This is a genomic window from Bacillus sp. FSL R9-9834 (assembly GCF_038006905.1).
GTDB classification, from domain to species: domain Bacteria; phylum Bacillota; class Bacilli; order Bacillales; family Bacillaceae_G; genus Bacillus_A; species Bacillus_A pacificus.
In genome coordinates this window covers 2,860,395-2,886,478 of record NZ_JBBOWD010000001.1, presented here as the reverse complement: position 1 = coordinate 2,886,478, position 26,084 = coordinate 2,860,395, and the positions used below count along the sequence as shown (strand labels likewise).

The following is a 26,084-nucleotide window of genomic DNA, read 5'->3' as shown; positions in this document are numbered from 1 at the left end:
AACAAATTGGCTGGGTAAAAAAACAGCCAATTGGACGGTGTTATATCCAGCCAATTTTACTATGCTAAATATGGAAGGGGAGATTCGGATGAAAAGATGGCAAATGGAATGGCTCCTAGTATCAGTAGCATTAGTATGGGGAGCAAATTATACAATTGGAAAGTATGGTGTGGCATTTATGTCATCCATTCAATTTAATAGTTTACGCTTTTTAGTAGCATCACCGGTATTATTACTTATTACATTTTTAATGGAACGCTCATTACGTATTGAAAGAAAAGATTGGTTACGATTAGTAGCAGTCGGTATCGTTGGTACGACAATGTATCAAACGATGTTTATGCTATCTGTGAAATATACTTCAGCAACGAACGCCTCATTATTAATTGCGATGTCACCTATATTTACAGGGATATTAGCGGTATTGCATAAACAAGAACGCTTTTCGATGAAAGTACAAATTGGTTCAATAGTAGCGTTTATTGGTGCAGCATTCGTTTTATTAACAGGACATACAGGAGGAGCTACTTACGAGTATGCATGGCTCGGAAATATAATTGGATTAGTCGCAGCAATTGCGTGGGGATGGTATCCAATTTTAGCGCAACCACTCATTACAAAATACTCCGCAATGAGAGTCACATCTTGGTCTACTTTAATTGGAATTGTACCTCTCGTTATTTACTGTTTATTCAACGTAAACACATTAACGTGGCCAGTAGACGTGCTAAGCTGGGGGTCTCTAGCATATTCTATCATCTTTGCGACCATCTTCGGACTTGCAATGTGGTATGTCGGTATTAGTCAAATAGGCTCAACGAAAGTAATGGTTTATATGTATCTCGTGCCATTGTTCGCAGTTATTTTTGCGGCAGTAACAATCGGAGAGCAGATCAATATGATGCAACTCGTTGGTGGACTTATCATCTTTATCGGCTTATACGTTGTAAAAAAAGGCGGAATGAAAAAGCCAGCTCTCAATTTGAAAAAAGTGAGTTAACAGTAAAAAGGATCTCTTTCATATAGAAGGAGATCCTTTTTTATTTCGTAATAAAAGTGCTTGTTCAACCGCCCATTTTTGATGATCGTGAAGTAGAAGTTCTACAGCATGTAAAGGAGACAGCCACTTTAAAATATGATCCTCTTCACACTTATCGGTTTGTTTCCGTACCATGTTCACAATATAAAAGAACCCATCGTTTAAATAATATGTATCTTCCTTTTCCGCATAAAAATATCGCATTGCATTACCGATATACTGCTCAATTTCAATTATCCATCCTAATTCCTCTAGTAGTTCACGATGTAAGCATTCATCTTTTGTTTCGGTACCTTCCATACCGCCGCCAGGTAAAAAATAGCGTTCTCCTTTTTGGATAATAGCAATCTTTGAAGAGGTTGAGTTAAAAATAATTGCATAACAACTAGGTCGTAATACATATTGCTCAGTAGGCTTTTTATAACCAAAAGTAAGTTTAGATATCATAAAACACGACCTTTCTCTATAAAATACATAAAAGGGATATTAAGGTAAAAATAGAATTTTATAAGTATAATCATAAAAGATAGGAGTGGTAACAACATGATAAATCGAAAATGTTCAAGATGTAAAGAAATAACCGGTACATTGCATGGTGGTAAAAAAATTAAGGAAGAATTTTTGTGTGAAGATTGTTTGCAAAAAGGAATTGAGAGTGGGGAAATCGAATTATCACAAGTGGAGCAAGAACAAACTTCGTATCTTTCTATAAAAATATTAAAAATAATGAGTGTGATTTATTTAATAGCATCTATTTTTATGGCTTTTTCAACCGGTCCATTTATACATAATATAGGATTTGATGAAATGTCCATTTCAGGCCCAGAATTAGGTTTAATAAGTATTGTTATGCTAGGTTCTTTATTCCAGTCTGTACTTGTATTTTGCGGAATATGGGTATTCATCCTATTAGTAGAAACAGTCATTAAAATTTATGAAAAAATGAAGTGAGTGAGAGGGAGAAACATATGCGAGTAAGAAACATTCAAGGGAAAGATTATGTAAAGATTCATTCTGTTTTAAATGATTGGTGGGGCGGGAGAGATATGGCGGCTATGTTGCCAAAACTGTTCTTCGTTCACTTTCAAGAAACGAGTTTTATCATTGAAGAAGAAGGCGAAACGTTAGGTTTCTTATGCGGCTTCTTTTCGCAAACGTATAAAGAGGAAGCATACGTTCATTTTATCGGTGTAAATCCGAAATATAGAAGAAGAGGAATCGCATCGACATTGTATTCTTATTTCTTTGATGTCGCTCGTGCAAATAACCGTAAAGTTGTGAAAGCAATCACATCACCAGTTAATAAAAAATCGATACAGTTTCATAAGGAGATTGGCTTTCAAATTGAGGCTGGGGATGATGAGATAGAGGGTGTATCAGTACATACAAATTATGACGGGAATGGCGGTAGTAGAGTTTTATTTTTGAAAAATGTGTAAAAGTAGGCTAGCACAAAGTTAGCCTTTTTGTTGTGAGGAGCTAGAAGTATGGAGAGTAAACAAAGTAGAAATGAGTATTTACAGTGCATATACAAAGTACAAAATTATATAGAATTACACATAAATGATTCACTTTCAATTGAAGAGTTAGCGGATATAGCAGGATTTTCAAAGTATCATTTTCATAGAATTTTTAAAGGGATAGTAGATGAACCATTATCTCGGTATGTAAACCGATTGAAACTGGAAAGGGCAACAAACCTTCTTACATACCGTTCGGATATGACGATTACAGATATCGCTTACCATTTTGGTTTCACAGATTCAGCAGTTTTCTCCCGTACATTTAAAAATTATTACGGAGTAAGTCCGTCTCAATATCGAAACGACAATAGCAAGAATTGCAAAGACGTAAGAAGAACTTCTCAATACAATGAATGTAAGAAGGTTCGAGGGAATGTTGAAATTGTAACAGCGGACGATATAAACGTCGCATACATAAGACATATCGGTACATATGAAGAGTTAACTGTAGCTTTTCCGAAAATGATAGAGAAATTATTTCATTACGCAGCGTTGCAAAACTATCATGTATTTGAGGATACGAAAGTATTAACCATTTACCACGATCATCATGAATTTACAGAGGACTATCATTTAAGAACAAGTTTATGTATAACAATTCCAAATGAGTCCGCAGTAGAAACGAGCGACATAGGAATAATGGTAATACCTTATGGAAAGTATGCGGTAGGTCATTTTGAAATATTCCAAGATGAATATAAAGGAGCATGGGATTTTTTATACGGTGAGTGGCTTCCAAATAGCGGATATAAACCGAGAGATTCGTATCCTTTTGAAGTATATAGAAATGATCCAAAGCAGCATCCCGAACATACACATATAGTTGATATATATGTACCTATCGAACCTTTTTAATGATAGGTTAAAGGGGAAGGAATAATGAAAACTGCTGAAAAGTTAGATCAGATTATACAAGAAGAATATGGAAATGTGAATGGTATGTTAGTAGTGCAGAAAGGTAATGTTATTTTTGAAAAATATTATAAGGGACACGGTCCAGATGATGCGTTTCATGTAGCGTCAGTTACAAAAACGATAATCTCTGCGCTAATTGGGATATGTATAGATAAGGGATATATAAAAAGCGTTGATCAAAGAGTAATAGAGTTTTTCCCGGAATATAAACTTAAGGCATCTGAAGTAACAGTACGCCATCTTCTAACAATGACAGCGCCATATCCTTTTGTAGACTGGCAGGAACCGTTAGAAGAACTATGTACACAACAAGATTGGATACAATATACGTTAAATAGGATAGGAAACGGCGGAGAAATTGGATTTTTTAAATATTCATCTGCAGGAGCTCACATACTATCAGCAATTATAACGAACGCAACAGGAAAAAATACACGTGAATTTGCGAATGAATACGTATTCCAGCCACTCGGTATGAGAGAAATTCCAAACTACAATATGAAAGCGTTTGGATTTGATGACTTATTCGGAAAAGATGTAAAAGGATGGGTTCATGATCCAAATGGTATTTCGACAGGCGGCTGGGGACTAACGTTAACGGTTAAAGATATGGCTAAGTTTGGACAGCTGTATTTGAATGAAGGTACTCATAATGGAAAACAAATTCTATCAACACCATGGATAAAAGAATCGACAACAATGAACCAAAATCAATATGGTTACTTATGGTGGTTACGAGAAGAGGCTGGAATCTTTTCATACTGTGCAATGGGCGATGGTGGGAATGTGATTTGTTGTATTCCAGAGAAGGAATTGGTAGTGGTGATTGCGTCTGAAATTATACCGAATGCAGGGGATAGATGGGAATTGATTGTGAAATATATTCTTCCTTACATACAAAACAATTAAATTTAAGATATAAAGGCGGTATGAGATTTCATACCGCCTTTATATCTGGCATTTTACATCGAAAGGGAGATGTGAAAATATTTTAATGTCATTAAGTTAACTGGAAAATAAATATAGCGTAAAAAATTGTTAAGATTTCGAAGTCTTGATTTTAACCTTTATTTTTCTATGTATAATGAATCCGCATACTAAAAATCTTTTAAAGAAAGGGGGATGAAATAAACGAATTAAAAGTTAATGTGCGTTTCTTGATGGTTTAAGGAAATAGAATAATATTTTAAGTTTTTTTGATAAGTACAGCGTTCATCCCGCTTTAATGGGCAGTAAGACCCCACCTCAAAATTCGGCGAAAGCAAAGAAGTCCAATTGGTGAGGGCTGATTAAAGTTTCATTTTATATGGAATTTGTCAAAAAGGATATTTACCTTTTGACGTTTGGAGGGTATATGAATCTAATATTAAAAGAAATAGCAGTGAACAGAAAAATATTCATTATGTTATTTATCGGATTTACTTTAACAATTCTGCCCATACTTATAGCGATGTCGATTCGAGATTATTACGATGAAAAATTTTATGAGTACAAAAATGGTTATTTTAAATATTACTATACTGTTCAGCTTACTAGCTTTGGAGAATTGGATTTCAAAGCAATTCAAGAGGTAACAGGAACTAGTTTTAAGAACTCAAGTGTTATTACAAATAATATGAGAATGGGAATCCCCGGCATAGGTGAAGTAACGATGGTTGGTCTTATAAATAAAAATTGGTCTCCGCCTTTAATAAAAGGTTCTCGTATGGAAGATGGGGAAGAAAATAGTGTAATTGCCGGAAAGAGAATTTATAAAGAATCTGAAACAATAAAACTGTTTAGTAGAGAATATAGAGTTAAAGGCGTGAGCGCTGCGAATACTGGATACGCATATAATTCCAATGTTTTTGTCGGCTTAAGTGACATGCCTGATGAGATAAAACGACGTATGCAAAATGAAAATACATTTGAAATGATAGTAAGGTCTAACGAAAATCCTAAACAAGAAATAGATACATTTATTCGGTATATTAAGCAAAATAGAATTGATACGAATGTGAAAGTGATAAATGAAAAGGAGAATTATGAGAACGAAAAAAGCTCGAATAAAGCTATGAGAGCACAACTTACTCTTCCGTACAATCTACTTTTTATTGCTGTAATGAACTGTATAATTGCGAGTTATTTTTGGATTTACACGAAGAAGAAGAGTATTTCCTTAAGGAAAACGTTGGGAGCAAGCAATTTGAATTTAATTGTATTCATATTTAGCCAATTATTCATATGCGCAATCGTTGCAGCTATTTGTGCGATATGTATGCAATGGATTTTAAGTACAATGAATAAAAGCATAGTGCATGTAATGGGTTTTACTATTCATATAGATGTTTTTAAAGTTGTGATGAGTGTAGTAATTTCCTTGTTTATTTCGTTCATCACCGCTGTAATACCATTTTTCAAAATACTTAAAATTGAACCTGCTAAAGCGTTAAAGGAGTAAATAAGATGAGACTAAAAAGTGCTCTTATGGCCCTGAAAAATAGATTGCTCATTTCTATTTTTCTCTTAATACAATTCACGTTTGGATTAGCAGCAATAACCCTTTCCATTAATATGCTTTGTAATTTTCACTATCTTGAAAACAGTTCCAACTCGTTGCTAGATTTAGAAAGTACATATTTCATCACTTATGATGGGATGACTACTGATAGGTTGAAGGCAGATCAATTTAATAAAGGACAAGTCGAAGAAATTTATAAAAAAATGCAGCAAAATAAAGATGTGATTTCGTATGGTACATACGAAGAGAGCATAATCGAACTAGAATCCAGCAATCGACCGCTCCAAGAAAGTATGTTAGAAGAATTGAAAAACAAAACTTTTCGCGATAAAAACCCTACTATTCGTATAATTACAATAGATGAAGATTATTATAAATTACTGAATATACCTATAAAAACTGGAGTAGGCTTTTCGTATCGAGACTTCCACAAAAATAGTGAAGAGAAAACGAATGTTTTGGTAGGTCCTTACTTTAAGAAATATTTTCAAATAGGGGATACAATCAATAATCAATATATGATTATTGGATTTTTACCAGAAAATAAATTTATTATAGATGGTAACGGAGTGAGTATATACCAGAAATTAGACAAGGCTATGTTATCACCCATGCCAATTGATAGATATGAAAACTATGAAATAATGTTTTCAAGATTACATCAAAGTACAATTATGAATTTAAAAAGAGACGCAGATGTAAACAAACTCCAAGAAATGATTCAACTGAAGGGAAGCGACGTTACGTTATACTTAAAAAATTTAGGAGAAGAAATAAATGAAGCCGTTACTAGTAGTATGGATACGGAAAATATCGATCTTATAGTAGGAAGTCTATTTATTTTATTTATAATAGCGGGAATGGTCGTAACGACAATTGTTTCCATCATAATGAGAAAGAGGGAATTTGGTATTAAGATGGTCCTTGGAGAAAGTAAGTTTGGGATGTTCATTCAAATTGTATTAGAAAACATATGTATTACGATAGTTGGTATGTTTTTATCGATAGTTTACTTTTTATGGAGATACGAGAATCATCTACAAGTTTCGAAGGACTTTGATACGGCGTCTGTACGCGAAATAAATTTAAATATGCCTATTTTATTATTTGTATTCCTATTCTTACTAGTGATCATCATTATTTCAAATCTCATTGTCTTCTTGTTTATTAGAAAGCTCGAACCGAAAACATTAATAGGTGGGATGGAATAATGGGGTTAATTGAACTAAAAGATATTAAGAAGGTGTATAGTAATAAGAATTACAATACGTTCGCGTTAAACGGTATAAATTTAACGATAAATAAGGGCGAAATTATAGCGGTAATGGGGCGGCGATCAGGCTCAGGGAAGAGTACATTACTAAATGTTATCGGGCTAATTGATATACCAAATGCGGGTGAATATACGTTAAATGGAAAATCATTAACTGAAATTAGAGCAAATAAAGTCATAAAACAAGAAATGAAATGATCGGATTTATTTTTCAATATTTTGCATTGTTAAAAGAACATACTGTACTGGATAATGTAGTGCTACCACTCACGTATAGAAAGCTAAAGCAACGGGAAAGAGAAAATAAGGCGAAGTTCTATTTAGAAAAAGTAGGATTAAAAGAACATATGTATAAAACACCGGACGAGCTATCAGGTGGACAACAGCAGCGCGTCGCAATTGCAAGAGCGTTAGTAGGTGAACCAAAATTAATTTTGGCGGATGAACCAACTGGAAATTTAGATAGAAAAACAGGAGAAGAAATTATGAATCTACTATTACAACTGAATGAGGAAGGACGAACAATTATTATTGTAACGCATGATATGGAAGTGGCGAATCAGTGTAATAGAATCATTGAGTTAGTTGATGGGGAAATTGTGCGGAGTTAACAATTAAACTAAGATACATCAAAAAATTGTTTTTTATTTAAGAATCCATGTTGATTTATTTTTCAAAATGGATTCTATTTTTGTTTCTAGAATTAAAGTAAAATAACAAATCCCCCGTAACTTTTTATGATAGCAATTCGTTTAACAAAAGAAAGGATTTTTAATGATGAATGGGGGAGAACCATGAAAATTCTAATACTAGGTGGTACACGATTTTTAGGCAGAGCATTTGTAGAAGGGGCTTTGAACAGAGGGCATGAAGTTACATTATTTAACCGCGGAACAAACCAAGAAATCTTTCCTGAAGTGGAGCAGCTTATCGGTGACAGAAATGGTGATGTATCAAGTTTAGAAAATCGAAAATGGGATGTTGTCGTAGATACATGTGGGTTTTCTCCACATCACATTAGAAATGTTGGAGAAGTGCTTAAAGATAATATTGAACACTATATATTCATCTCAAGCCTTTCCGTATATAAAGATTGGATTCCGCATCATATAAAAGAAGACTATATATTACAACCTGAACCGACGGCTGAGCAAATAAAGGCTGTAGAAAATGGTGAAATATCTCCTTATGAGCATTATGGTGCGCTGAAAGTATTATGCGAAAAAGAAGCAGAGAAGTATTGGCCGGGGCGTGTTTTACACGTAAGAGCAGGACTTCTTTCAGGAATGTTTGATTATACAGATCGGCTTCCATATTGGATTCAGCGTATAGCAAAAGGAGGTAAGGTGTTAGTTCCAGGAAGAAAAGACCGTCCAGTGCAGATAGTTGATATAAAAGACGTCGCAAATTGGGGACTAAACATGGCAGAAAACAAAAATGCAGGTATATTCAATGTTACAGGTCCAAATTATGAATTGACGATGGAAGAGCTATTAAATACGTGTAAAAAGGTTACGAATAGTGATGCTGAATTCGTTTGGATAGAGGAATCGTTTATGAATGAACATAATGTGCAGCCTTGGACAGAAATGCCTTTATGGCTTCCAGAAACTTTTTCATTAGAAGGGGAAACGAAGCCGTGGAAAGGTGGATTTTCTATTAGTATCAATAGTGCTATTAAAGCAGGGCTTACTTTTAGAAGGTTAGAAGATACAGTTATGGATGTGTATGTGTGGATGAAGAGTATAGAGGAATGGGAATTAAAAGCAGGGATTTCAGGCGAAAGGGAGAAGGAATTGTTAGAAAAATGGTATCAATAAATTTAGAGGAGCTCTTTGAATATAGTTGATTGCACATAAGGAGGAGAAAAGGTTATGTGGAAAGAAACCATTCATAGTATTTCATCAAACTTAAGCTTAAAAAATCCCGCTACGAAGGAAGAACTTATTGAAATACAAAAATGTTTACTTGTGGAATTACCGAATGACTTATCACAGCTATTACAAGAAACAAACGGTATAGCAGGTGAATATGGAGACTTTATTTGGTCTGCTTCAAAAATTAAAACTGAAAATATGAATATGAGAAATATAGTTGATTTTAAAGATTTATACATGCCTTTGGATTGTTTATTATTTTTTGCTGATGGCGGAAATGGTGATTTGTTTGGTTATTCTGTTTTGAATGGGATGGTACAAAGAGATGATATATATGTATGGAATCATGAAAATGATAGTAGAACGTGGGTTGCGCCTTCTTTAAAAACTTTCATGGAGTGGTGGGAGAGTGGGAAGATAACAATTTAAATATAGTATCAAGAAAAAGCGCCTTGTTATTAAAAAAACAAGGCGCTTTCTCGTGTGTACTGTTATTGTAATAGATGCATATGTATAATTGATGGAAAAAGATTCGGAAAATTAAAAAACTATTGAATGAACTAGAAAAATTTAGTAATCTTATTTGTACGATACATACATAATAGTTTTATAGCGATTTTTAAATGAAGTATAGGAGGCAATCGTTGTGGATCTTACGTTCAAAGTTGAGGAAACATGTTTTAATTACCGAGTCGGAGCCATTTGTAAACACGGTAATAAAATCCTTATATTGCAAGGTAATGGTGAAGATTTTTGGTACGTACCAGGCGGTAGAGTGAAAATGCTAGAAAATAGTGAAGACGCGTTAAAACGAGAACTTGCGGAAGAATTAGCTGTTCCTATTAAAGTAAAGAGATTACTATGGTCAGTAGAAAATTTCTTCACACTTTCTGAGCGAAAGTTTCATGAGATTAGTTTTTATTACGAAGTAGAATTGCATGAATTACCCGCGAATGGAGCGAATCAATATATTTTGGAAGAAGAGGGTAGAACATATTTGTTTAAGTGGGTGTCGGTAGAAGAGTTACATGCATATAACTTACAACCAGCATTTATAAAAGAAAAAGTAAAGGATATAGTAGCTCACACAGAACATATTGTATTACAAAAGTAAATGTATTCGGAGGGGAAAACGGTGAAGAGGACTAAAAAAAAGATACATATAAATGACAAAGTAATTTATTACACACATATCGAAAAAGGTTCTAGTACGGTTTGCTTTATGTTTTCAGGTTCAGGATACAATTATGATAAGCCGTTATTTTATTACGCGACGATGCTTATGCTTGAACATAAAATAGATGTTGTACATATTCATTATTCTTATGATGGACAATTAATGAATAAACCAATAGAAGAAGTAACGAAAGTAATGATGGGTGATATTCATCCTATAATGAATGAAGTATTAAAAGGTGAGCAATACAACGAGACGATGTTTTTAGGAAAATCACTCGGAACAATTCCAATTGCAAATGATTTAATGAAGAGAGAAGATTTTTTACAGTCAAAAATGATAGTACTTACACCTTTACTAAATTTTGAATCTATTTTCGAATCTATTTTACAAAGTAATCACGAAGGACTTTTAGTTATTGGGGATAAAGATCATCATTATAATGCAAATAAAATTGATCAGTTATATAAAACGAATTTAACGATCGATGTTGTCAAAAATGCAAATCATTCTGTAAATGTTGGAGAATTTGAAACAGGGAATTCAATTGAAGCAATAGCGAAAATAATAGAAAAGCTTAAAGAAATTGTTAGGGAAAACTAACTTATCAATACATGCAAAAAGAGGTGCGAACTGCACCTCTTTTACTTTAATAAGCCCTCAACACATGAAGCAAATAATCTTTCCGATTCAGCGGATTATAATCAACACGTTTTCGAGTAGGGAAGGGAGGTTTCAGCTTTGTGAAACCAGCTGGCTTCGTTGTAAATATGCCTTCTCCTTCTGTCAATGAATGGAGCATGCGTTTAAAATTCTCTGTTTTCGCAACAGGTAATGATCCTGTTAACTGATAAGAATCATTATTGAATATAGGCTCTGCAAAAGTTGCTGAAATAGCAGCGAGCTTATACATTGCGGTACTAATTGCCTGCTCCGGTACAGTTAATTCAAACGCATTAACTGGTTCATATACATATGTTTCAGCTTTCTTTAAAGCATCCATTAAAACGAGTGGCGTTAAGTTTCTAAAGTCACTAGCTGTTGTAACAGGACTAGCATAGCCAGTATGGGTTAACGTAACGATAATATCCGTAACTTCCCACCCGTACAAACCTTGTTTTAACGTTTGAAATACAGTATCTTCAATCGCTTTATGAAAGGCTAAAGGTAGTGAGCCAAGTTCAACGCCTAATTTATATGTTATGCCAGAATTCAGTTCACCACGTTCGACTTTGAATCCAACTGTTGCGTAAAATGGATTCGTTTTTTCGCCCATTACTTCAACGGAAATCCCAATGCCAATTGGCTTCTCAATACATACAACTCGCGTATTTGAAAAAGTAACTTGCAAATTATATTTCTCAAAAAGAGTTGTTTCAATTACTTCTTTTTGTACTTGACCGAAAAGGCGAATATATAGTTCATTATGAACATCATCTTTCCACACTTTAATGAGTGGATCTTCTTCACATAGTTCCATAAGTGCAGCGTATAAATCATGAATTCGTTCTTTAGGTACTGCATCGATGGCAGCTTCCATTTGTGGTTCGGCAAAGTGAATATCTTTTATATAATCAGTCCGTGCACCGATAATATCACCAATTTTAATATCACTTAGTCCCCACACTTTGCAAAATTCTCCGCTAGGAACGGTAGAAGTTTGAACAGCATCTCCATTATGAAACATGCACATTTTTTTAATCTTTTCCTTATGTGGTAGAGACTCATCGCGCTGTATATCAACATGTTTTCTAACGTGTAAGTTGCCAGAAAAAACTCTTACATATGCAATCTTTTCTCCAGAAGGTTCACGTTCAATTTTAAAAACAATACCGGACAATTCTTCATCTTGAGACAGATTATGAGCTGGAAGTAAGGCTGAAATATTTTCAAGTAGTTCAGATACTCCTATACCCGTCATTGCGGAACCGAAGAAAATCGGATACACATTTGCTTGCGCTATTTGTTTAATGAGTTCTTTTCTTAACATTGTGTCCGTTACGATTTCGTTATTTACATATGACTCAAGTAACGATTCATTATATGGTGCTAATCGTTCTATACAATCATCATATGATTTATATTCAATAATACGAGCTTCCTTTGTTCCTTCGTTTAGGACAGAGTAAAAGGGGAATGCTTCATTTGAAAGAATCGTTTTTATTTGCTTTACAACTTTTTCACTATTTGCACCACGACGATCAATTTTATTTACAAATAAAATAGTCGGTATGTTTAGTTTCTGTAACGTTCGCATTAAAATCTTCGTTTGTGCTTGCACACCTTCAACGGCAGAAATAACTAAGATTGCACCGTCTAAAACGCGGAATGATCGCTCCACTTCAGCGATAAAATCAGCGTGTCCCGGTGTATCGATGACATTTACTTTTAAGTCATCAATAAAGAAAGAAACGACGGATGCTTTAATCGTAATTCCGCGCTGCCTTTCTAATTCCATTGAGTCTGTTTGCGTACTTCCGCCATCAACTCGGCCAATTTCTTTAATCACATTCGTTTCATAAAGAATACGTTCAGTCAAACTCGTCTTGCCAGCGTCTACGTGCGCGACAATCCCTATATTTATTGTTGTCATATATCAATATCCTCATTTCATTTTCCATTTTCATTTCCTCATTTCTATTTGTGTATTGCCGCATTACAATCACTCTCCAGTCATTTAAATTATTACTATTATAATGTAATTTACATTTTTTGTAACGCTACAAAGCGCCTTAATTTGGAAAAAATAAAATGAAAACAAAATGCTTGCATTCTAAATCGATATAGATTATATTAATTGACGTATCAACTATTGATATATCAAATGATTTTTTAAATTGGATGTAAAGGAGGGGTAATTTGACAAGTTCATGCTCAAAAGAAGCGATTATTTTATATAAATTACACTTTCTAAACAAGGAAGTAAGTTCGAAGTTTGAAGGGTGTACGGGTATGAGCCAATCTCGTTTAGAGCTTATACTTCAGTTATTTGAAGTAGGTGAAATTAGTCAAAAAGCACTTCAGCAAGAAGTGAATATTGATAATGCGGCGATAACGAGGCATTTAAAGCAGCTTGAGGCCAATGAAATGATTGTAAGACGTAAAAATCCAGATGATAACAGAATTACGTTAGTTTCTCTAACTGAAGAGGGACGAAATAAAATCCAGGCGTTTCAAGAGGAAAAAGAACGTTTTGCAGCATCTGCATTTAAAGGATTAAGTGAGGAAGAACGCGATAATCTTTTAAATATGTTAATTCACATTCAAGAAAATATAAAAGAACTTTAAAAAAGGGAGAATACAACTATGACTAACTCAGTAAAAACAAATGACTTTAACGAAATTTTAACAGGACGTCGTTCCATTCGTAAATACGACTCATCAGTGAAAATTAGCAAAGAAGAAATGACAGAAATTCTTACAGAAGCAACACTTGCACCATCATCAGTAAACATGCAACCATGGAGATTCGTAGTGATTGAAAGTGATGAAGCGAAAGCAACACTTGCGCCACTTGCGAAATTCAATCAATCTCAAGTAGAAACATCTTCAGCAATGATTGCTTTATTTGGTGATTTAAACAACTTTGATAACGCAGAAGAAATTTACGGTACAGCAGTAGAGCGTGGTTTCATGCCAGCAGAAGTAAAAGAAGACCAAATGAAAAAACTTTCAGCTTACTTCTCAATGGTTACACCAGAAGTAATGAAAGATACTGTACTTATTGACGGCGGTCTTGTAGCAATGCAATTTATGCTAGCAGCTCGTGCTCACGGTTATGACACTTGTCCAATTGGTGGATTTGAAAAAGACCAAATTGCTGAAGCGTTTGGATTAGATAAAGAACGTTACGTACCAGTTATGTTAATTTCAATCGGAAAAGCTGCTGACAGTGGTTACCAATCAGTACGTCTTCCAGTTGAAAAAGTTGCTGAGTGGAAGTAATCTAATTAGGTCATAGAAATATATGGAATATGAAAGGGGAAACACCATGATTATTATTCACGCAGTATTTCAAGTAGACCCAGCAAAACAACAAGCATTTTTAGAAGAAATTCAGCCACTCATTCATGGTTCAAGAGAAGAAAGTGGAAATGTATCTTATGACTTATATAAAGATACAGAAAAAGAAAGTGTTTATACGATGGTAGAAGTATGGAAAGATGAAGCAGCAGTTGCGAGCCATAATACGAGTGAACACTTCACATCTTTCGTTAGCAAAGCAAAACAGTATTTAACTGCTCCTCTTGATATAAAAGCTTATAATGGAGAATTAGTGAAATAATAAGGTAGAAAAAGATGACTTTAGCGAATGGCTGAGGTCATCTTTTTTTGTATAAGTAGAATCCACTTTGGATCCAGTTATATTGATAGGTAAGTGTTGCTCGTATCCTCAGGAACAGTGGTTAATTATTTATTGAATTCGAACATTCGGTTTATTAGAATATTTTTCCATGGTATAATTTTCTTGAAAATATAAGGTAGAGGGGAGTAAGTGATGGGAGAATTTCAAAGTAATTTGCATAGAGCAACGCAACTTGCAACGAAAATGAGAAATGCTTCAGATAGAATGCAAAGTGCTACTAGTCGCTCTATAAATAAGGCAACGCGTACGACACTATCTGTGAACTTCAAAGCACAAGAAGCAAATCAACAAAATTTACAAATCACGAAACAATTTTGCGCTGCTTTTCAACAAACGATTGATAATATCCATTCCGTAGCAAATGAATTTGAGAAAATGGATACCGGACTTCAAAAGACTTTTCAATAATGTAACAACCTACGTAAAGGGGAAAAGGTAGGGAGAAAAGATGAGTCAAGAATTTGAAACGAGAATCAGTCAATGTAATCAAAAATTACGAATCATATTTGAAGAACAAAATGAAAACCGAATCGCGCTGCAAAATCAAGAACGAGCTGAGGCTAGTTTTCATGAATGGAAAAATAGAAATAATCGTTTATTTAACCGAATACTAGAAACTTGGTATGGTGACAAAGAAGCATTTCACCTTTTTACGAATATGCGGCAAGAGATCGGGCAGTACGAAAGAAAACTTACATTCGAATTAGAAAACGAAAAAGAGACGTTGCTTAAAGAAAAACGGCATCTCAGCGAGAAAGAAAACGACCTTTCCTATGAACAGCAGCAACTACAAAGGGAGGCCAATACATGAGTTTAAACATGTATTTGGGAGAAGTTCAAAGTCAAACGCAAAGTATGAACGCTATATGTAATGCTACGATTCAAAGTATGGAACAAGCCATTCAATCTATTGATGCCTTTGCGATAGACACAGTATTACAAGGACAAACATACAGTAGTGCAAAAGCCTACCTTGTCCAAACATTTCGGCCATTAGCGCAAGGAATCATATGCTTATGTGAAGAATTAATTCGCCAAAACGAAGCATTTCCAAATGATTTTCAAGCAAAAGTTGCTTCAACAGATGTTATCGAACATGAAATAAGACAACAAATACAGGAAATCAATCAATCGATCGCTAGTATAGAAGCAATAGAAGTACTTACACCGATGCCTGGAGTAGACGCAATTGTTGCAGTCTTAATTGCGATGAGAAAAAAACTAGAAGAAAAACTAGAGCATTTATATGAATTCAATCATTCGTCCAGCAACAACTACAGTACCGCCCTCCAATTAGCAGCTAGCATCACAGCCGGACTCGCTGAAGTGCAAAGCGGGAAAGGATTTAGTCCTGTGAGTGGTACGTTTAGTACACAAGGGTTGAATATGGATTGGGTGAGTTCGATTCAGGGGATTATAGAAGAAACAGCTCGAAAAAACGAGATGAAAGAAATTACTTTGCAAAAACAAGAAATGAACTTACAAGAGCAGGAAGACAATAGATCATGGCATGAAAAAACAGCCCTTTATGCGCAATCATTTTTGCATGGAGTTATCGAATTTTTTCAAGGTGCTGGTGATGCAGCCCTAGAAAACTTTGTTGGACTACAACCGCATGAGAATGATAAATTAGAAAGTAAGACAACTTACCAAGCTGGAAGGTTGGCTGGAAATGTTATATCAATAGCCGGGTCCATTGTAGAAATGTTTGAAGGTATTTCGCTCATAGGTGGATCTAATTTCTTAACTATCGTCGCAGAAGTAGGAACTGGTGGGTTAGCATCACCAATTGTTATTCCATTAGATATAGCAGCAACAGCTGCTGGGGCTAGTCTTTTTGCGCATGGTGGATTTGTTTGGAATAAATCGATTCAAAATACTAAGGATACTATTCAAAAAATCCAGTCTTCTGGTGGAGGTGCGGCTAACGGTAAACCTAGCAGTAACAAAAATACAACTGTAGATAATTTTGATGCAAAAACAGCTACAAATAAGCAAAAAGGTAATTATGGTGAAATAAAATCTAGTGACAATTTATTGAATAATCAAAGTTTAAAAGAAGCTGGATTTGATTTAAAGCCAGTCGGAAAAAGTGCACCATCAGGCATAAATGATAAAATAGTAAAAGGAATTGATGGATTATACGAAAATACAAATACAGAGTCAAAGATCAAATACGTTATAGATGAAGCTAAATTTGGTAGTTCACAATTAGGAAAAACTAAAGATGGACGACAAATGTCAAATGATTGGTTGAAAGGTTCTGAAACTGGAAAAAGTAGAATATTAAAAGCTGTTGAGGGAGATGAAGTATTAGCTGAACAGATTACGAAAGCCTTGAAAAGAGGTAAAGTTGAAAGAGTATTATCAAAAGTTGATAGTAGTGGAAAGGTTAAAACATTTAAGATAGATGCAAAGGGTAACATCGTTGGAGAGTGGCCATAATCTAGAAGCGAGGAGGAATTAAAAAGAATGAGAGATCATTTATGTATAGAAGAAAAATGTAAAAGGGGAATAGAATATCATAAAGAGTTTATCGAAGAAAATAGAGAAGAGATTAAAAGTTTAGAAGAAGATGAAAAAAATGGTATTCAAAGATATCCTAATGATAACAAAAGTATTATATTAGAAAATTATTTGTCGAATTTTATACATGAGATGAACGACATTAGGGCAATGTATTCTTTAGGAGAAGACATTAGTAAAATGGAAGTATATTTTTATAATGCGATAGATGATTTAGAGCATACAGGAGCTAGCAAAGTGGGTTATATATATATGCTTTGGATAATTTCTTTAGGAATTTTGTTAGAAACGGATAAAAAGAATATAGAAAGATTAAAAAAGATAGTTGATAAAAAAAATATGAACGACGCAGTAATTGATTTCCTCTTATGCGCTAGTGATATCGGATACACAAACATGACGAACAGATATTATAAAGAAAATCCATATGCAAAAACGAAAGAGATTATAGAACTTGCACAAACAGATAAAAAAGAAGCGTCTAAAAGATTACAAGTGTATATGGAGAAAGAATGGTTTAAAGGCCATTATGATTATGAATGGAAAAATGCGCATAAAGAACCTGGATATGTGGGGTATTGGAGCTTTGAGACAGCTGCAATAGTAAAGATACTCGGACTTGATGATACAAGTTTAAAAGATAATAATCATTATCCATATGATTTGGCACATTATAAAAATGAAATGAAATTTAAGCATATAGACCTAAGTGAATATCACTATGAAGATGAGACAGAAGAAATCGAGGATATAGTAGAAGGAATTGAACATAATCCTGCATTGGAAAATATTATTCCGCCAAAATGGCATTCATTGGTCAATGAATTGATTCATGACTATGAGAATATGGATGATAGTAGTTTTTATGAAAAATACAAAAAAACGATAGGAATAGGTCAAGTGTGGTTCTTACCACAAGAGTATGAAGAAGAAAATGAGCAAAAAAATCTATTAGGAAGTTTAATTTTGTTTGCCCTGACGGTAAGAGATTATATATTACAACTGGACTATAAAGAAGATTTAGAAGACTACATTGATAATCTTAAAAATTTCTGGAATGGATCAGAAACAAAGTTAATTCAATTTATTTTAGAGAATGATCAAAATTATTATGCATGGGTACCAAAAGAAGCAAACATCCCAAATATGTATGAAGTGAGGATAGAGAGTGTCGATGTAGAGGAAGTTCTATAACGAACAAATTGAAATGGTTGTCATCATATGTAATGTTAGAATACATTTTACTAGTTAATTGAAAACAATGCAGGCGTTGAAAAAAAGGCGTATAGTTACTAAAAAGTAGAGGGAAAGAAGGCTGTTGAATTGAGATTGGCGGATTTTATTGAATTAGATAAAAATGAAGTAATTTACTTTGATTTTAAAAATATTTCACCATCATTTGAAGTGCAAAAAGAATTACATCCTGTAAAAAAAATATTTTGTACAAAAAAGATTATCAAGAAAGAATTTTATACGGAGTAAAAGAAAAATTTGACTGTGATAGATGTGATCTTGTTTTAGAGATATATTCTAAAATATATGCAAATAAAAACTTGAACAATTTAGATTTAGATACTATGAATTCTTTTTATCAAACGTACCGGCTTTTATTGCTATCAAGTGATAAGTCATTTTGGAAAAGTGATTTTAATGCATTCTGTAATAATCGTGGTGTTGGTGTGAAGCCTAAATCAATTAAAAAAAATGCCTTAAAGCTGTTAAGGTATGAATGGTTATTGTCTGAAAAAGTGTTTAATCATTATGAAAATATCAATAATCATCCCGATGTTATGCGTTTTGCTACAGTGACACATACAATAGGAAACATGACATTATTGCCTAAAGGATTTAACGTTGGGCGTGCTATTGCAACTAGAGATTATTGGGATTTAACATTAATGTCACTACAAAGTTTTTTAGGTCGTTCTTTCGATACTTTCGTAACAGATTATTATATGCAAGACTTTATTGATGATAAATTAGAGTTATGGAAGGGGCATTGTTTTGAATACCCATTGCCAAATTCGTTTAATAAAGTGGAGGCTCACGAACTATCGGAAATTAAAAAAAATCAAATTGTTCAAAGCCGAATTTTTGAATTTATGGGAAATGCCAATAATAAGATCGAGAAACGTTCTGAACGATTATATAAAGCGTTACTAGTTAAATGGAAGGAGAATATAAATAGAGGGACAATTAATAAAATTTAACGATAAGATTGTGATAGCGAAAAATGTGTTGCAACAAGAAGAGGTGTATTTACAAAGATCTAGTGGTTGTGATGAAGGTGATTCAGGTTGGTATATAGGTCCTATCAATGAAGAAGTATCAGGAAAATTGGAAATCATATACGCCTACCAATTATTAAAAATGAAACCTGCAATTATTCAAGTGCTAACCTTACCGTATAATTATTTAGTAGTATTTGAGAAGGACAAAATTAAAGCGGTTTTAAATGAATGTGATGTTGATATTTGGGGTGAAATAGTAAAATAATGAATGTATATAAGGTGTCAAATGCCCAATATGAAAATCACGTGAGATAAGCACTTTATTGTCAACAGAGGACAATAGGTGCTTTTTTACGTGGAGTAAAGAAAAAATATAAGTTTGCTTGTTGTTCTGTTTCAACTTAGTTTCATATGTTATAATTTGGAAAGTATATATTCTTAATTTTTAGAAAATTTAAAGGTGGTAGGTTGATATATGAGTACATTAAAGAAAATTACGAACAATATTTCGAAGGTTATTATAGGAAAAGATGAAGCGATTGAACTTGCAGCTATAGCTCTTATAGCAAGAGGGCATATTTTATTAGAGGATGTACCGGGGACAGGAAAAACAACATTAGCGAAAAGTTTGGCTAAAAGTGTGGACGCTAAATTTCAAAGAATTCAATTCACAGCGGATACTTTGCCTGGAGATGTTATTGGCCTTGAATATTTTAATGTGAAGGAATCGGAGTTTAAAACGAGGTTAGGTCCTATTTTTGCAAATATAGTATTGGTGGATGAAATTAATCGGGCTGTACCGAGAACACAATCTTCGTTACTCGAAGTTATGGAAGAGCGTACTGTTACAATTGCGAAACAGACGCATTTCTTACCAGAACCTTTTTTAGTTATAGCTACGCAAAATCCACTCGAATCAGCGGGCACATTTCCGTTGCCAGATGCTCAGTTAGACCGGTTTTTACTCACAATACGCCAAGGTTATCCTACGAGAGAAGCTGAAAAGGAAATGATGAATCGGTTTCAAATGAATGATCCATTAGAAACGTTACATTCTATTATTTCAAGTGAAGAAATTATTAAGATGCAAAAACGAGCAAGAGAAGTGTTAGTAGGGAATGATGTGCAAGATTATCTACTTGAAATTATTGAGGCAACGCGTAAACATGAGTTAATTGAAATTGGAGTAAGCCCGCGGGGGACATTGGCATTTATGAGAGCGATTCAAGCAAGGGCAATATTAAATGAAAGAGATTATTGTACGCCAGATGATATTAAGACACTCGCTGCATCGGTTTGCGCTCATCGTTTAACGTTAACGATTGAAGGGGAGATGAAAACGACGAAAGAACAAATCATGAAAGAAATTCTTCATACAATTAATGTGCCAGTGGAGAATGTACGATGAATCAACAACGTGTGTATACACCTTTAGCGGAGCCTTTCGTAATGGGAGTTATGTCAGTTCTAGCCGTTATTTTATGTATATTTTCAAGTAATCTACTTTTTTTATCTCTCGTATTTTTGTATGTAATTTTAATAGGTGCGATGCATGTGTACATACGTAAAGTATCTCGTGTTGAATGGGAATACAGTCAAGGGAATTCAAACGTTTTTATAGGTGAAGCGAATGTGTGCAAAGTAAAAATTTCAAACAAGTCGTTATTCCCTATTTTCAATATCGTATTTCGATTTAAATGTGAAAATAAGCTAACTTGGAATCATGATGAAATAAACAAAAATACGAATACAGGTTCAAATTATTATATGAATTTTAATTTAAAAGGAAGAGAGTCAGTTTCATTTGATTTGCAAGCTGTAGCTGTAAAAAGAGGAATTGCGAAATGGGAAGAAGTAGAAATTGTCATTACGGATCCTTTTGGATTCACAACGAACCATATTACATATAAACAAGTTGAAACGCCGTCCTATTTAGTTTTACCAGCTGTTCCGAAAATGCAAGTTCCTGAATTACAAGAATGGTCACGAGGATTTCGAAAAGCGATGTCATCACCCTTATATGATGAAACGAAAGTAATGGGAGTGAAGTCGTATGAAAATGAAGATTTTCGTTCTATCCACTGGAGTGCAACAGCGAAAACAGGGACGATAATCGCGAAAAAGTACGAGCGAACACAATCAGATAAATATGCGATATATCTTAACTTGCAAAATAAAAGCGGTATTTCTTTGAGAAATGATACAGAGGAATTAATTGAATTAACAGCAGGCATATGTAAACAACTGCTCATGCAAAACTGTTCATTTGAAGTTTAGATCAATAGTGTAAAAGATAATGGATTGTTGCATATAAAGAACGGTCATAACCGGAAACATTTGCAAAATGTATTAAAAGTACTTGCCTCAATATCGGACCAAGATACTCCTGTATCTTCCACTTATTTTTACACAGCAGGCTTTCGTCGAAAAGAATTGGATGCAGTTCCTTTAATTCTTGGTACTTCCCCAAGGAAATACACCAGAACGAATAGATGGGTTGTAATTAAAGAATAAGAAGGGGTTTATGTCATGGTTAATAAAGAGAGACATATGAAAGTAAAGTTGTGGAGTGTTAGAGTATTAATACTACTTTTCTTTACGGTTAGTGCGATAACGTTTTCGCAAGGTGTTGTGCATGTACAAGACATAGTAAAAGGCCTTTTTTCTAGTAAGACGGAGACAATATCAGAAAGAAATTATGATTTTACTAGTGTAGACTCACAGTTTGATGAACCTGAAAGAATTATAGATGAAGAAACAGGAGTTGTAGATACAAAAACAAAAATAGATAGGGAAATTCCACTTTTTGTACGAAAAAATTCATGGACTGATGTGTTTTCTGTTCTTTCAAATTCATGGATTAGTGTCGTTTTTTGTGTAATTATTGCAGTGGTCATTTTATATGTTTTTTATAAATTAATGAGGAAAAAGGTAAAGAAATCAGAAATAGAACAGGATAAACAATCGATAACAAAAGAAAATACGGATAGAACCGAAAAGAATAAGAAAGTGATGCATCAGTTTGAACAGCCGTTGCCTAAAGATACGATAAGGAAAACGTTAGTTGAATGGGAAAGAACTTTACCATTTCATGAACAGAGAAGGTCTTATGAAACGATGCAACAGTGGTTAAAAAGAATTTGTAGAACAAGGGATATTATCCCGCTATATGAGTCTGTTCGTTATGGGGAAAAGACGTATACGGATTTAGAGGTGGAAGAAATAATGAAGTGGGTAGAGGGAGATGGGAAGGTGGATATGTAAATATCCACCTTTTCTTTTTTTTATACGGAAATTTGATTAAAATGAAATGAACTATAAATTAACTTTATTTACTTATACTTCATTAAATGTTAACCTATACTTAATTTTTATAAATTATAATTAATTTTTAAGTTTTTTAAGGGTGTGAAAATGTAATGAAATCAGTATTAAAAAGCATACTTATTTCTTTTGTTTTTTCTGCAGTAGGTATGTGTTGGTTGCTGTTCTTATTATTCAAAGGGGACGGAGACTGGTTATTGTCTTGGATAGGCGTATTAATGGCATATTTATCTTTATATACTTTAATAGATTTATATTGTAAAACTACATACGATAAAAAAATAAGTAAATGGCTAATAAAAACAGCGGTGACTAGCTTTAGTTTTGCTGTATTAGGAATCTCATTTTGTATCATACACGAGCTATTAACACCATGGAGTCTCAGTTTAATGGTGTGGTATTGGTTGGTAATGTTAGTGTTATTTTTAACGACCATACTATCATTAGTCAGTCTCGTATTTGTTAATCATAAAAATCATAATTTCACCGGTGTATATAGAATACTTATACTTGTAAATCTACTTCTTACGTTAGGACCAGTATTATGGCCACTATTACTTTCTATTATCGGAAATGGTATGAACGCTAGTGCAGGATGGTAAAGGTGAATATAGATTAGTTGTTTAAATAAAAGAGATGCTTTTTAAATTTCACAAATAAGGACAGTATTAACATTCATGATATGGTATTAAGTATATGTAGAACATAAATATGATACAAGTGTATTTCAAAGTGCAATTCAATCTTATAGTTTAGTATAAAAAGGATGTAAGTTGCATGACATCCTTTTTGTTGTGGGACAAAGAGGTGTTGTTTGTTTTGAAAATTGTTATCTTTGGGAGTATTCCATATAATGAGAGGTATAGGGGCTATACAGGGGAGTTATGAATGGATAATACTTTAGTTTGTTAATTATTTTGTTTTAATAAAAAAGTAAATTGATTTGGAGTGAAATACATTGGGACAAAATCAGTTTAGATGGAGTAACAAGCAATTACGAGAACATGTTGAAATAATAGACGGTACAAGAAGTCCACACAAATTATTAAAGAATGCAACATACTTAAATTCCTAAAGTGTATTGTTATGAATGGAGTTATATATAAATAATCTCAAAAATATTAACAGGAAAAAATATTTTCAAAACCAACTTGACAGATAGGTATTAGTGGATTAATATGTGGTTATTACTTATTTTACCACTCATTATTTTAACGCTAAAACAATTTGAATAGCTGATTGGATAACCAAAGGCACGTATACATTTCGTAATTTTGAAATGTGTTCGTGCCTTTTTGTATTATTCATAGAGCAAGGAGCGGGGGAGATATGAACAAAACTATGCCAACATCAATTGAAGAAACAGATTGGTTATTTCGTAAAATGGTTCGTAAATTTGTGAAGGAACGCGACAAAATTAAGATTGAAGGTATTATGTTGCCGGGATTCTTAATATTAAACAAAATTATTCAGGATGGTGAGCAACGTCTAACGCATTTAGCAGAAGAACTTGATTTGACATCGGGAGCAATTACAGCGTTATGCGATAAGTTGGAAGAGAAAGGATTGGCTGTTCGGAAGCGTCATCAGGAAGATAGACGAATCGTTTTACTTGATATTACTGAAGATGGCCTGAAATTCATAAAGCGAAATCATAAAATAAAAACGTGCTTTATGTCTGTTTTATTCGATGGATTTTCAATAGAAGAATTACATGTACAAATCGAAGTTTTTAAACGCTTAGCCCATAATGTAGAACATCTCTCTTATACAATTATGAAACTAAGTAATGAGAATACGGAGGAGTAACGAAGAATGCTATTACTCTAGTTATTTAGGTTGGAAAATTCAAAAAACATTAATATGAATAGGAGTGGAAAGAATGGGACATCCAACAATTTATCCAACAGGAGCAACAGTATATAATCCTGGGAAAGCTTGGAGTGGTTATACAATTTATCAAGCTGCAGATCATGGCGCGCTATTAATTGATATGAATGGGAAGGAAGTACACTTATGGAAAGGACTACGCGGGTTTCCAAATAAGGTGTTACCAGGAGGGTATGTGTTTGGTCATACAGCGCAAAGAGATCCTGAGTATGGTTTTCAGGATGAAGTCGATTTAGTTCAAGTTGACTGGGAGGGAAACATCGTATGGAAATTTAACCGCTTGGAACATATTGAAGACCCAGGTCATGCTCCTGAGTGGATGGCTAGAGCTCATCATGATTACCAACGTGAAGGAAATCCTGTCGGTTACTATGCACCAGGATTAGAGCCAAAAACAGAAAGTGGAAATACGTTAATTTTAGCCCATAAAAATGTACATAATCCAAATATCTCTGATAAGCCGTTATTAGATGATGTAATTATTGAAGTAGATTGGGAAGGAAATATTGTTTGGGAATGGGCTGTCAGTGATCATTTTGAGGAGCTTGGATTTGATGAAAGTGCTAAAAATGTATTGTTCCGTAATCCGAATGTAAGGTCCTTTGGTGCGAATTCGGATGGAGATTGGATGCATATCAATTCTATGTCTACAATTGGTCCGAATAAGTTTTATGATCAAGGAGATGAACGTTTTCATCCAGATAATATTATTTGGGATGCTAGGGAATCAAATATCATTGCTATTATCGATAAAAAGAGTGGAAATATAGTTTGGAAACTTGGTCCAGATTATTCAAGTCCTGATGTTAAGCATTTAGGATGGATCATTGGACAACATCATGCACATATCATTCCGAAAGGATTGCCAGGAGAAGGAAATTTACTCGTATTTGATAATGGTGGTTGGGCAGGATATGGTCTTCCAAACCCAGCATCTCCATATGGTTCCAAAAATGCTGTTCGTGATCACTCGAGAATTTTAGAAATTAATCCAGTAACTTTAGAAATTGAATGGCAATATACGCCAACTGAAGCGGGATATCAAGCGCCTTTAGATTCGTACAGATTTTACAGTCCGTATATTAGCTCTGCCCAAAGGCTGCCAAACGGAAATACATTAATTACAGAGGGTGCTGATGGTCGAATTTTTGAAGTGACTCGTGAGCATGAGCTTGTTTGGGAATATATATCACCTTATAAAAATAACAGGAATTCAAATATGGTTTATCGTGCTTATCGTGTTCCGTATGAGTGGGTGCCTCAATTAGAAAAACCAGAGGAGAAAGAAATTATTCCTCTTGATATAGCTGCATTTAGAGTGCCAAATGCAGCAGAAACTGGTACGGAATCTGTTGTGACAGTCGAAGGGACACAATCTTACGGCACTGGAGATTTTTGTGTAGCGACATTAGATGAAACAAATAAAAAACGAGATTAATGCTT

General features: G+C 33.9%; 27 protein-coding genes and 3 pseudogenes. 28 read left to right on the top strand and 2 right to left on the bottom strand.

Going from position 1 to position 26,084, the window contains the following annotated elements; all coding sequences use genetic code 11:
• Nucleotides 1-88: 88 nt before the first annotated feature.
• Complete coding sequence (locus MKY00_RS14980) at nucleotides 89-1,000, top strand: DMT family transporter (protein WP_016717863.1); 912 nt, start codon at nucleotides 89-91, stop codon at nucleotides 998-1,000.
• 18 nt (nucleotides 1,001-1,018) lie between these two features.
• Here MKY00_RS14980 and MKY00_RS14975 read toward each other — a convergent pair whose 3' ends face one another.
• Nucleotides 1,019-1,486 (bottom strand): NUDIX hydrolase, encoded by a 468-nt coding sequence (locus tag MKY00_RS14975; RefSeq protein ID WP_016717862.1) that lies wholly within the window; start codon nucleotides 1,484-1,486, stop codon nucleotides 1,019-1,021.
• 96 nt (nucleotides 1,487-1,582) lie between these two features.
• On the opposite strand from MKY00_RS14975, the gene MKY00_RS14970 reads away from it, so the two are divergent.
• From MKY00_RS14970 to MKY00_RS14920, 11 genes and pseudogenes are all read left to right on the top strand, one after another.
• Entirely contained in the window at nucleotides 1,583-1,990 is a 408-nt protein-coding gene (locus MKY00_RS14970) for a DUF3980 domain-containing protein (RefSeq protein ID WP_016717861.1), read from the top strand.
• A 17-nt stretch (nucleotides 1,991-2,007) separates the two neighbouring features.
• Entirely contained in the window at nucleotides 2,008-2,478 is a 471-nt protein-coding gene (locus tag MKY00_RS14965; protein WP_016717860.1) for a GNAT family N-acetyltransferase, read from the top strand.
• A 48-nt stretch (nucleotides 2,479-2,526) separates the two neighbouring features.
• Nucleotides 2,527-3,417 carry an AraC family transcriptional regulator gene (locus MKY00_RS14960; RefSeq protein ID WP_016717859.1) on the top strand — a complete coding sequence of 297 codons (891 nt, stop codon included), beginning with the start codon at nucleotides 2,527-2,529 and terminating at the stop codon, nucleotides 3,415-3,417.
• A 24-nt stretch (nucleotides 3,418-3,441) separates the two neighbouring features.
• Nucleotides 3,442-4,386 (top strand): serine hydrolase domain-containing protein, encoded by a 945-nt coding sequence (locus tag MKY00_RS14955; RefSeq protein ID WP_016717858.1) that lies wholly within the window; start codon nucleotides 3,442-3,444, stop codon nucleotides 4,384-4,386.
• Nucleotides 4,387-4,831: 445 nt separating this feature from the next.
• Nucleotides 4,832-5,917, top strand: a complete 1,086-nt coding sequence (locus tag MKY00_RS14950; RefSeq protein ID WP_016717857.1) for an ABC transporter permease — start codon at nucleotides 4,832-4,834, stop codon at nucleotides 5,915-5,917.
• Between the two features lie 5 nt (nucleotides 5,918-5,922).
• Nucleotides 5,923-7,188, top strand: a complete 1,266-nt coding sequence (locus MKY00_RS14945; protein WP_016717856.1) for an ABC transporter permease — start codon at nucleotides 5,923-5,925, stop codon at nucleotides 7,186-7,188.
• Nucleotides 7,188-7,861: pseudogene (locus tag MKY00_RS14940) on the top strand (ABC transporter ATP-binding protein). The gene MKY00_RS14945 and the pseudogene MKY00_RS14940 overlap by 1 nt, the downstream one beginning before the upstream one ends.
• Nucleotides 7,862-8,044: 183 nt before the next feature.
• Nucleotides 8,045-9,070, top strand: coding sequence for an SDR family oxidoreductase (locus MKY00_RS14935; RefSeq protein WP_016717855.1), 1,026 nt, complete (start codon nucleotides 8,045-8,047; stop codon nucleotides 9,068-9,070).
• A gap of 54 nt (nucleotides 9,071-9,124) precedes the next feature.
• Nucleotides 9,125-9,556, top strand: coding sequence for an SMI1/KNR4 family protein (locus MKY00_RS14930; protein WP_016717854.1), 432 nt, complete (start codon nucleotides 9,125-9,127; stop codon nucleotides 9,554-9,556).
• 217 nt (nucleotides 9,557-9,773) lie between these two features.
• Nucleotides 9,774-10,241 (top strand): NUDIX hydrolase, encoded by a 468-nt coding sequence (locus tag MKY00_RS14925; RefSeq protein ID WP_016717853.1) that lies wholly within the window; start codon nucleotides 9,774-9,776, stop codon nucleotides 10,239-10,241.
• Nucleotides 10,242-10,907 (top strand): alpha/beta hydrolase, encoded by a 666-nt coding sequence (locus tag MKY00_RS14920; protein ID WP_141114885.1) that lies wholly within the window; start codon nucleotides 10,242-10,244, stop codon nucleotides 10,905-10,907. It begins immediately after the preceding gene.
• Between the two features lie 46 nt (nucleotides 10,908-10,953).
• Here MKY00_RS14920 and MKY00_RS14915 read toward each other — a convergent pair whose 3' ends face one another.
• On the bottom strand, nucleotides 10,954-12,897 hold the full coding sequence (locus tag MKY00_RS14915) for a GTP-binding protein (protein ID WP_016717851.1): 1,944 nt from the start codon (nucleotides 12,895-12,897) through the stop codon (nucleotides 10,954-10,956).
• Nucleotides 12,898-13,163: 266 nt separating this feature from the next.
• On the opposite strand from MKY00_RS14915, the gene MKY00_RS14910 reads away from it, so the two are divergent.
• The 16 genes and pseudogenes from MKY00_RS14910 to MKY00_RS14835 all read left to right on the top strand — a co-directional run bounded on the left by MKY00_RS14910 (nucleotide 13,164) and on the right by MKY00_RS14835 (nucleotide 26,079).
• Nucleotides 13,164-13,592, top strand: coding sequence for a MarR family winged helix-turn-helix transcriptional regulator (locus MKY00_RS14910; protein WP_000204161.1), 429 nt, complete (start codon nucleotides 13,164-13,166; stop codon nucleotides 13,590-13,592).
• Between the two features lie 18 nt (nucleotides 13,593-13,610).
• A complete protein-coding gene (locus tag MKY00_RS14905) occupies nucleotides 13,611-14,249 on the top strand; it encodes a nitroreductase family protein (RefSeq protein WP_016717850.1) in 639 nt (212 codons plus the stop codon).
• Between the two features lie 46 nt (nucleotides 14,250-14,295).
• Nucleotides 14,296-14,589 carry a putative quinol monooxygenase gene (locus MKY00_RS14900; protein WP_016717849.1) on the top strand — a complete coding sequence of 98 codons (294 nt, stop codon included), beginning with the start codon at nucleotides 14,296-14,298 and terminating at the stop codon, nucleotides 14,587-14,589.
• 213 nt (nucleotides 14,590-14,802) lie between these two features.
• Complete coding sequence (locus tag MKY00_RS14895; protein WP_001988920.1) at nucleotides 14,803-15,078, top strand: TIGR04197 family type VII secretion effector; 276 nt, start codon at nucleotides 14,803-14,805, stop codon at nucleotides 15,076-15,078.
• Between the two features lie 40 nt (nucleotides 15,079-15,118).
• Nucleotides 15,119-15,481, top strand: a complete 363-nt coding sequence (locus MKY00_RS14890; RefSeq protein WP_016717848.1) for a DUF3958 family protein — start codon at nucleotides 15,119-15,121, stop codon at nucleotides 15,479-15,481.
• A complete protein-coding gene (locus MKY00_RS14885; protein WP_016717847.1) occupies nucleotides 15,478-17,115 on the top strand; it encodes a T7SS effector LXG polymorphic toxin in 1,638 nt (545 codons plus the stop codon). The genes MKY00_RS14890 and MKY00_RS14885 overlap by 4 nt, the downstream gene beginning before the upstream one ends.
• A gap of 27 nt (nucleotides 17,116-17,142) precedes the next feature.
• Complete coding sequence (locus MKY00_RS14880; protein WP_001204631.1) at nucleotides 17,143-18,390, top strand: PoNi-like cognate immunity protein; 1,248 nt, start codon at nucleotides 17,143-17,145, stop codon at nucleotides 18,388-18,390.
• 129 nt (nucleotides 18,391-18,519) lie between these two features.
• On the top strand, nucleotides 18,520-18,678 hold the full coding sequence (locus MKY00_RS14875) for a hypothetical protein (protein ID WP_227585642.1): 159 nt from the start codon (nucleotides 18,520-18,522) through the stop codon (nucleotides 18,676-18,678).
• Nucleotides 18,636-19,406, top strand: a complete 771-nt coding sequence (locus MKY00_RS14870) for a hypothetical protein (RefSeq protein WP_341035457.1) — start codon at nucleotides 18,636-18,638, stop codon at nucleotides 19,404-19,406. The genes MKY00_RS14875 and MKY00_RS14870 overlap by 43 nt, the downstream gene beginning before the upstream one ends.
• Nucleotides 19,381-19,692 (top strand): annotated as a pseudogene (locus MKY00_RS14865) (immunity protein Imm33 domain-containing protein); the annotation flags it as partial. The gene MKY00_RS14870 and the pseudogene MKY00_RS14865, both read left to right, overlap by 26 nt.
• Before the next feature lie 210 nt (nucleotides 19,693-19,902).
• Nucleotides 19,903-20,835, top strand: a complete 933-nt coding sequence (locus tag MKY00_RS14860; RefSeq protein WP_016717844.1) for an AAA family ATPase — start codon at nucleotides 19,903-19,905, stop codon at nucleotides 20,833-20,835.
• Nucleotides 20,832-21,941, top strand: a pseudogene (locus MKY00_RS14855) (DUF58 domain-containing protein). Before MKY00_RS14860 ends, MKY00_RS14855 begins: the two are co-directional and overlap by 4 nt.
• A gap of 15 nt (nucleotides 21,942-21,956) precedes the next feature.
• Nucleotides 21,957-22,691: a hypothetical protein gene (locus MKY00_RS14850; RefSeq protein WP_016717843.1), complete on the top strand. Its 735-nt coding sequence runs from the start codon at nucleotides 21,957-21,959 to the stop codon at nucleotides 22,689-22,691.
• Nucleotides 22,692-22,846: 155 nt separating this feature from the next.
• A complete protein-coding gene (locus MKY00_RS14845; RefSeq protein WP_016717842.1) occupies nucleotides 22,847-23,353 on the top strand; it encodes a DUF3902 family protein in 507 nt (168 codons plus the stop codon).
• Nucleotides 23,354-24,080: 727 nt separating this feature from the next.
• Complete coding sequence (locus MKY00_RS14840) at nucleotides 24,081-24,560, top strand: MarR family winged helix-turn-helix transcriptional regulator (protein WP_016717841.1); 480 nt, start codon at nucleotides 24,081-24,083, stop codon at nucleotides 24,558-24,560.
• Between the two features lie 73 nt (nucleotides 24,561-24,633).
• Nucleotides 24,634-26,079: an aryl-sulfate sulfotransferase gene (locus MKY00_RS14835; protein WP_016717840.1), complete on the top strand. Its 1,446-nt coding sequence runs from the start codon at nucleotides 24,634-24,636 to the stop codon at nucleotides 26,077-26,079.
• The last annotated feature ends 5 nt before the right edge of the window (nucleotides 26,080-26,084 follow it).

Coding starts and splice junctions, on each gene's coding strand:
- MKY00_RS14885 (WP_016717847.1), top strand. CDS start 15,478: ATGAGTTTAAACATGTATTTGGGAGAAGTTCAAAGTCAAACGCAAAGT.
- MKY00_RS14860 (WP_016717844.1), top strand. CDS start 19,903: ATGAGTACATTAAAGAAAATTACGAACAATATTTCGAAGGTTATTATA.
- MKY00_RS14920 (WP_141114885.1), top strand. CDS start 10,242: ATGTATTCGGAGGGGAAAACGGTGAAGAGGACTAAAAAAAAGATACAT.
- MKY00_RS14970 (WP_016717861.1), top strand. CDS start 1,583: ATGATAAATCGAAAATGTTCAAGATGTAAAGAAATAACCGGTACATTG.
- MKY00_RS14850 (WP_016717843.1), top strand. CDS start 21,957: ATGGTTAATAAAGAGAGACATATGAAAGTAAAGTTGTGGAGTGTTAGA.
- MKY00_RS14965 (WP_016717860.1), top strand. CDS start 2,008: ATGCGAGTAAGAAACATTCAAGGGAAAGATTATGTAAAGATTCATTCT.
- MKY00_RS14880 (WP_001204631.1), top strand. CDS start 17,143: ATGAGAGATCATTTATGTATAGAAGAAAAATGTAAAAGGGGAATAGAA.
- MKY00_RS14895 (WP_001988920.1), top strand. CDS start 14,803: ATGGGAGAATTTCAAAGTAATTTGCATAGAGCAACGCAACTTGCAACG.
- MKY00_RS14935 (WP_016717855.1), top strand. CDS start 8,045: ATGAAAATTCTAATACTAGGTGGTACACGATTTTTAGGCAGAGCATTT.
- MKY00_RS14955 (WP_016717858.1), top strand. CDS start 3,442: ATGAAAACTGCTGAAAAGTTAGATCAGATTATACAAGAAGAATATGGA.
- MKY00_RS14905 (WP_016717850.1), top strand. CDS start 13,611: ATGACTAACTCAGTAAAAACAAATGACTTTAACGAAATTTTAACAGGA.
- MKY00_RS14900 (WP_016717849.1), top strand. CDS start 14,296: ATGATTATTATTCACGCAGTATTTCAAGTAGACCCAGCAAAACAACAA.
- MKY00_RS14835 (WP_016717840.1), top strand. CDS start 24,634: ATGGGACATCCAACAATTTATCCAACAGGAGCAACAGTATATAATCCT.
- MKY00_RS14960 (WP_016717859.1), top strand. CDS start 2,527: ATGGAGAGTAAACAAAGTAGAAATGAGTATTTACAGTGCATATACAAA.
- MKY00_RS14975 (WP_016717862.1), bottom strand. CDS start 1,486: ATGATATCTAAACTTACTTTTGGTTATAAAAAGCCTACTGAGCAATAT.
- MKY00_RS14845 (WP_016717842.1), top strand. CDS start 22,847: ATGAAATCAGTATTAAAAAGCATACTTATTTCTTTTGTTTTTTCTGCA.
- MKY00_RS14945 (WP_016717856.1), top strand. CDS start 5,923: ATGAGACTAAAAAGTGCTCTTATGGCCCTGAAAAATAGATTGCTCATT.
- MKY00_RS14930 (WP_016717854.1), top strand. CDS start 9,125: ATGTGGAAAGAAACCATTCATAGTATTTCATCAAACTTAAGCTTAAAA.
- MKY00_RS14980 (WP_016717863.1), top strand. CDS start 89: ATGAAAAGATGGCAAATGGAATGGCTCCTAGTATCAGTAGCATTAGTA.
- MKY00_RS14840 (WP_016717841.1), top strand. CDS start 24,081: ATGAACAAAACTATGCCAACATCAATTGAAGAAACAGATTGGTTATTT.
- MKY00_RS14890 (WP_016717848.1), top strand. CDS start 15,119: ATGAGTCAAGAATTTGAAACGAGAATCAGTCAATGTAATCAAAAATTA.
- MKY00_RS14915 (WP_016717851.1), bottom strand. CDS start 12,897: ATGACAACAATAAATATAGGGATTGTCGCGCACGTAGACGCTGGCAAG.
- MKY00_RS14950 (WP_016717857.1), top strand. CDS start 4,832: ATGAATCTAATATTAAAAGAAATAGCAGTGAACAGAAAAATATTCATT.